Origin of the sequence: Candidatus Thioglobus sp. (assembly GCF_028599055.1) — a bacterium.
GTDB lineage: Bacteria > Pseudomonadota > Gammaproteobacteria > PS1 > Pseudothioglobaceae > Thioglobus_A.
Window position 1 is genome coordinate 1 of sequence record NZ_JAQRMS010000074.1, and the last position, 5,854, is coordinate 5,854.

General features: G+C 41.0%; 7 protein-coding genes and 1 CRISPR repeat array. Of the genes, 4 read left to right on the forward strand and 3 right to left on the reverse strand.

What is annotated here, in order from left to right:
* A partial coding sequence (locus PSN35_RS05555) for a DUF3299 domain-containing protein (protein ID WP_300030624.1) occupies nucleotides 1-247 on the forward strand: 247 nt, incomplete at its 5' end.
* Nucleotides 240-656: a Fur family transcriptional regulator gene (locus PSN35_RS05560; protein ID WP_300030626.1), complete on the forward strand. Its 417-nt coding sequence runs from the start codon at nucleotides 240-242 to the stop codon at nucleotides 654-656. The genes PSN35_RS05555 and PSN35_RS05560, both read left to right, overlap by 8 nt.
* 34 nt (nucleotides 657-690) lie before the next feature.
* Here the strand turns inward: PSN35_RS05560 and PSN35_RS05565 are convergent, their stop codons facing one another.
* From PSN35_RS05565 to proC, 3 genes are read right to left on the reverse strand one after another with little or no spacing between them, the layout of a single operon-like run.
* The gene (locus tag PSN35_RS05565) at nucleotides 691-1,728 is read right to left on the reverse strand and encodes a hypothetical protein (RefSeq protein WP_300030629.1); all 1,038 of its coding nucleotides are present in this window, start codon (nucleotides 1,726-1,728) and stop codon (nucleotides 691-693) included.
* Nucleotides 1,715-2,116: a hypothetical protein gene (locus tag PSN35_RS05570; protein ID WP_300030632.1), complete on the reverse strand. Its 402-nt coding sequence runs from the start codon at nucleotides 2,114-2,116 to the stop codon at nucleotides 1,715-1,717. Before PSN35_RS05570 ends, PSN35_RS05565 begins: the two co-directional genes overlap by 14 nt.
* Complete coding sequence (gene proC / locus PSN35_RS05575; protein ID WP_300030635.1) at nucleotides 2,109-2,939, reverse strand: pyrroline-5-carboxylate reductase; 831 nt, start codon at nucleotides 2,937-2,939, stop codon at nucleotides 2,109-2,111. The genes PSN35_RS05570 and proC overlap by 8 nt, the downstream gene beginning before the upstream one ends.
* A 63-nt stretch (nucleotides 2,940-3,002) precedes the next feature.
* Between proC and PSN35_RS05580 the strand changes: the two genes are divergently transcribed.
* Both PSN35_RS05580 and bioA read left to right on the forward strand, forming a co-directional pair.
* The gene (locus PSN35_RS05580; RefSeq protein ID WP_300030639.1) at nucleotides 3,003-3,677 is read left to right on the forward strand and encodes a phosphoglycolate phosphatase; all 675 of its coding nucleotides are present in this window, start codon (nucleotides 3,003-3,005) and stop codon (nucleotides 3,675-3,677) included.
* Between the two features lie 115 nt (nucleotides 3,678-3,792).
* Nucleotides 3,793-5,031 (forward strand): adenosylmethionine--8-amino-7-oxononanoate transaminase, encoded by a 1,239-nt coding sequence (gene bioA / locus PSN35_RS05585; RefSeq protein ID WP_300030642.1) that lies wholly within the window; start codon nucleotides 3,793-3,795, stop codon nucleotides 5,029-5,031.
* Between the two features lie 222 nt (nucleotides 5,032-5,253).
* A CRISPR array of direct repeats spans nucleotides 5,254-5,816; the repeat unit is 36 nt; unit sequence GTTGTGATTTGCGTTTAGGCGATAGTCGGTTACAAT.
* Nucleotides 5,817-5,854: the final 38 nt, after the last annotated feature.

Below are 5,854 nucleotides of genomic sequence, written 5' to 3' on the forward strand. Positions count from 1 at the left end.
GAAATTTTTATTGGTGCCTGAAGCAGGGCAGTGTATTCATGTTCCGCCACCGCCATTGAATCAAACGCTATTGGTTGATACTTCAGAGTTCCCGACAGAGCGACGAGATCTTTATGAGCCAATTATCGTCTCAGGAGAAATTACTGTTGGCTCTCAAAGCTTTGATGTTGCGGATAGTGGCTACTCATTAACCAATGTTACAATCAAACTGTTGAAATTTCCTGATGTGGGGTTGGCTGGTGATTGATACAGATAAAATATTATCAAAATGCGCCCAATTTGGCAAGAGCGCAACACAACAAAGAATGGCGATCATTAAAGAGCTATCGGGTTCAAAAAATAGCATTTCTGCTTATGATTTATTGGCGCAACTGAAAAAACAGGGTCATGCTTTCAATATTAGCACAATCTACAGAGTACTAGATTTTTGGATTGAACTCGGTTTGATTCATAAGATAGAATCCAACAATACTTATTTGGTTTGCAATGATTCTCATCATAATCACTTTCATGTGTTGTTTCATTGTCTTGGTTGTGAAACAGTGGAGGAGTCATGCAAATTATCCAAACAAGCTATGCTTCCTAATATGCAAAGCTTCAAGCCGAAAGAAAACCAAGTTATAGAGTTGCAAGGTTTGTGTAAAAATTGTTCTTAGCTGTAGCATTATCTAAAAAAAACCGGCTTTATCGTTATGCAGTTAGGGTTTTTAGCGCATCCTGAATAGGTGTTAGCACATTGGCCAGTTTTTTGCGAATGGCTGAGCCGGTTAAATTGTGCGCTGAAATAGTGCTCACGACTAATTGCTCGCTTACGCCTGCTAATAATAATCTAGCATTAATCTTGTCTTGTTCGCCGCCAACGGCGATGTTCAAGCTTTCAATCTGAGTGTTAATGTTATTAATCGATCGCTGTGGATTGATTTTATCGTGCTGCATGTAGTTTCCTAACGCTTCTAGTGCACGATACAGCACATATTCTTGGTTGATTTTTTTTAAAATATGAGACAACGTGGTTAAAAAAACCTGTGATTGCTTACTGTTGACTATTTGCAGATCATCGTGCTGAAAGTGCTTGGCTTGAATATTAAGCTCATTAGGTAAATTATCTGTCATGCGTTCAACAAAACCAATCAGAAAGGCTGTTTTACGCTGGCCTTGTTTCCACAATCTGTCTTTGTCTTCTTGCTCAATTAAGTTACCTTGTAGTACTAGGCTGGTGGTGTCAATAAGTTGCTCTGTGTCATTAACAAAAGGCAAAAATTCTAACAAATACTGGGCAATTTCTCGACCAGTGGATGTGTCCAATACAAAGGGTTTTGTGAGTAAAAATCGTCCAATTTCTGCTTGGCTGTCTGTATTAGTGGCGCACCACCAAGTAAGTTTTAACAGCTCATTATTTAAGTTGGTAGAATTAGCAACCGCAACTACTGCCTCCACTTCGCCTAATTTAAGTAGTGACTCAAGATTTGAAGATTCAACCTGCCCCATTCTTGACCAGCGCTTTAAATAAGAGGGGTAGCCGCCCATGGCGCCAAGCACTTGAGTGACTAACAGCTTTTTGACCGCCTTGAGATAAACTTCACTATCACCATTAGGCTTAAGCTCAATGGTCTGCTCTTTGAATTGCGCATTAAGGCCAACCACAGTGAGTTTGTAGCTGTCAATGCGAATGGCAATTGAAGTTGCAATGAGAACATTGAGCTTGAGTGTATCTTCAGGTTCTAGCATTGAGTAGTCGATTAAGGTGAGATAAAGAATGACTCATTAGAGAATCTTTAAAGACAATCAATGGGCGCTTGTTCGCCATTATTATCACTAGAAAGCGAGATTGGTAGGCGCAGTAAACATGGGGATATTTATGTTTTTCTCCAAGTTTACTGGTCGTAGTGAGTTGTTGATTTTCTAGGGAAAAATCCAAAATTGAATCGGGTTTTTGTAGAAGAATAAAGCGGTTAAGGTATTGAAAATGAATAACCAAAGCCAAGCTAAGTGCTAGGCTTGTATAGAGATTATGCTGGTAAATCCAGATGACAGATAGTGTACAAAGATGCACAAAAATCGACAAGCCAAAATACAGTTTAGAGGCTTGCAATTTAAAACTGTGCTTTTCAGTCACACTCGCCCAATTCAACTGCCAACTCTCCAGCTCTATCATAAGCAGCGCGCATGGCGTGAGCGACAACCACCTCAAAATCTTGATCTTGAAAAGATTCTATGGCTGCTTGTGTGGTGCCATTTGGCGAGGTTACTTTGGCGCGCAATTCACGCGCTGACTCCTTGCTCGTATCAGCCATCATGCTAGCGCCCAAGGCGGTTTTAATGCTAAGTTGCTGAGCAGTTTGTTCGCTAAGCCCAAGTGCAACACCCGCCTTGGTCATAGACTCAATCATTAGGAAAAAATAGGCGGGACCGCTGCCCGATAATGCAGTGACAGCGTCAAGCATTGTTTCTTCTTCAACCCATAGGCTTTGACCAACACTTTGCATGACATCGCTAGCCAATTGTTTTTGTTCTTGATTAACAAACTCATTGGCAAATAGCCCGGTTACGCCTTGGTTGAGTAATGCAGGCGTGTTGGGCATGGTGCGTACAATGGCTTTGTTGCCACCCAGCCAGCGCCCAATATCGTGAGTGCGGATGCCTGCAGCAATCGATATAATGAGTGTGTCATTTTTTAGGGTTGGTTGAAGTTGATGACAGACTGCTGATAAAACTTGGGGTTTGACGGCTAATACAATAATATCAACTTTGCTAGCCAGTTCGCTATTATCCGTAAAGACTTCGAGGTTAAACTCATCCTTTCGAAGGGATAATAGCGCCTCGTCGGTATCGCTGATTTTAATTTTGTCAGCAGAGATACCTTGATTAATAAGACCAGATATAATGGCGTAAGCCATATTTCCTGCGCCAATAAAACCAATTGATGTTGAGTTTTGCATTACAATGTTTTTTTAAATTTAGTCTAAGACTATTCTACCAAAATAACTAAAGAGAGTTCTAAAGTGAGTACAAAAAAATTTAATCCAAAATTAATTATGATCGATGTTGACGGCACGCTAGTAGACAGCGTACCTGATCTTGCCTATTGTGTTGACGAAACCATGAAAGCCATGGGTAAAGAGCCGTGGGGCGAGGCAAAAGTGCGCCATTGGGTGGGTAACGGTGTGCCAAAATTGGTAGAGCGTTCATTAACGGGCGAACTAGAAGGCACGCCTGATGCAGCAGAATACGACAAGGCTTATCCAATATTTTTAGAGCTATATGCAGTAAATACTTCAAAACGCTCTTGTTTATACGACGGCGTTAAAGAAGGCTTGGATTATATGAAGGTACAAGGCTACACGCTAGGCTGTGTAACTAACAAGGCTGAGCAGTTCACACTGCCAATTTTGAAAGATTTAGGTATTTTTGATTATTTTGGTCTTGTGGTGTCAGGCGATACGCTGGCCAAGAAGAAGCCAGATCCACTACCGTTACTGCACAGTGCAGAGTTTTTTGGTATTAAGCCAGCAGACTCACTGATGTTGGGCGACTCTGTGAGCGATGTTAAAGCATCACGTGCAGCCGGATTTGACATTATTTGCATGTCGTATGGTTACAACCATGGCGAGGATATTCGTGACACCAATCCTGATTTGGTGATTGATTCCATGGCCGAATTAAAAGATTATTTATAAAAGTATTATAGGCAAGGCCTATAATACTTGAACTTGTAATTTTTAAGGAAGATAGGGCTTTCCTTAAAAATTAGAAAAGGCAAGGTTCATCTAAAGTTGCGTAAAATGTAGCTATATGAATACATTTGATCAGCAACATATTTGGCATCCTTATGCCAAAGTGCCTAGTGAAATCGACACCTACTTGGTTAAGTCAGCAAGTGGCATCCATCTTAATCTGGACAATGGCCAGCGAGTTATTGATGGCATGAGTTCATGGTGGAGTGCCATTCATGGCTACAATCATCCAGACCTTAACAAAGCAGCGATTGACCAGCTAGGCAAAATGTCGCATGTAATGTTTGGTGGTTTAACCCATGATCCGGCCATTCAACTAGCGCAAACACTGGTTGAATTAACGCCTGAAAAATTAACCAAAGTCTTTTTTACTGACTCTGGCTCGGTAGCAGTGGAAGCCGCACTTAAAATGGCGTTGCAATATTGGCATAATAAAGGCCAAACCAATAAGCATAAATTTATCACCTTACGTGGTGGTTATCATGGCGATACTTTTGGCGCCATGAGTGTGTGTGATTCTGATAACGGCATGCATCATTTGTTTGCTGGCGTCTTGCCTAAGCACTATTTTGTCAAAAGCCCGTCCATGGTGGCAATGGATGAGGCGTTAGACGACCTAGAAGAAACCCTTAACACGTATTCAGACACAATTGCGGCCATGATTCTGGAGCCTGTTGTGCAAGGCGCGGGTGGTATGCGCATTTATAATCCGCAATATTTAACCAAGGCAAAAGCACTTTGTGACAAACATCAAGTATTGTTTATTTTGGATGAAATTGCCACTGGGTTTGGACGCACAGGTGAGTTGTTTGCCTTAGAATATGTTGATGTTGAGCCTGATATTTTATGCTTAGGCAAAGCGCTGACAGGTGGCTATATGACACTGGCCGCCACGCTCACGAGTGATAAAATTTCAAAGACAGTTGGCACGCTGATGCATGGTCCTACGTTTATGGCCAATCCACTGGCTTGCAGTGTCGCCAATGCTAGCATTGAGCTGTTATTAAATTCGCCATGGCAAGATAATATTGCCAATATTGAAGCCGTGTTAAACAGTGAATTGTCTTCATTGCGAGCGCATGAAAAAGTGGCTGATGTACGAATTTTAGGCGCTATTGGCGTGATAGAATTAACCCATGAGATTGACATGAAAAAAACTCAACAATTGTTAATTGATCAAGGTGTCTGGCTCAGACCTTATGGAAAACTACTTTATACCATGCCACCTTTTATTATTAACAAGCAAGAATTATTGCTAATTACCCAAGCTATTAAAGCGGTGATTGAGGAGTTATGAAGAAAATAATCTTATTATTGGGCTTGTTTGTATCTATTGCCAGTGCCAATGACTATGAGAAAGTTAGTGTTGAAGTGACAGCTGACAATCTTAATGGCGGTGCTTACTATATTTCAGGTTTGTCCGGTGCGGCTACTGAGTATGAAGGCTTTATTTCAAATGCTGGCTTTATTGTTACCAGCGAAGGTGTGGTTGTATTTGATGGTCTGGGCACACCTTCGCTAGCTAAAGCCATGCTGGGCGATAGTCGGTTACAATTTGCTATATGGGGCTTGAAGGTGATTCCAAGTTGTGATTTGCGTTTAGGCGATAGTCGGTTACAATAATCGATATCGACATATCGCAACTATCCACGTTGTGATTTGCGTTTAGGCGATAGTCGGTTACAATAACGGCAACAATTGCAATTGTTGCTGTAATGTTGTGATTTGCGTTTAGGCGATAGTCGGTTACAATCAAGCAACACCAGTTGTTCCGCTACCCATGGTTGTGATTTGCGTTTAGGCGATAGTCGGTTACAATATCAAATTAAAGATGAACAATGAATTAATAGTTGTGATTTGCGTTTAGGCGATAGTCGGTTACAATCAAAAAAATCAGGCATTAGCAAACGCCCAAGTTGTGATTTGCGTTTAGGCGATAGTCGGTTACAATTAAAAAAAATATGTTTCCTAGTCGTGTTAAGTTGTGATTTGCGTTTAGGCGATAGTCGGTTACAATTTTTTGGATTGGGTTTAAAGCACTTTAAAGTTGTGATTTGCGTTTAGGCGATAGTCGGTTACAATAAATCAATTGTTTTGTCGTTATTCTCACAGGTTGTGAT

Excerpts from the sequence above, each read along its gene's own strand:
- bioA (WP_300030642.1), top strand. The coding sequence starts at position 3,793 with ATGAATACATTTGATCAGCAACATATTTGGCATCCTTATGCCAAAGTG.
- proC (WP_300030635.1), bottom strand. The coding sequence starts at position 2,939 with ATGCAAAACTCAACATCAATTGGTTTTATTGGCGCAGGAAATATGGCT.
- PSN35_RS05565 (WP_300030629.1), bottom strand. The coding sequence starts at position 1,728 with ATGCTAGAACCTGAAGATACACTCAAGCTCAATGTTCTCATTGCAACT.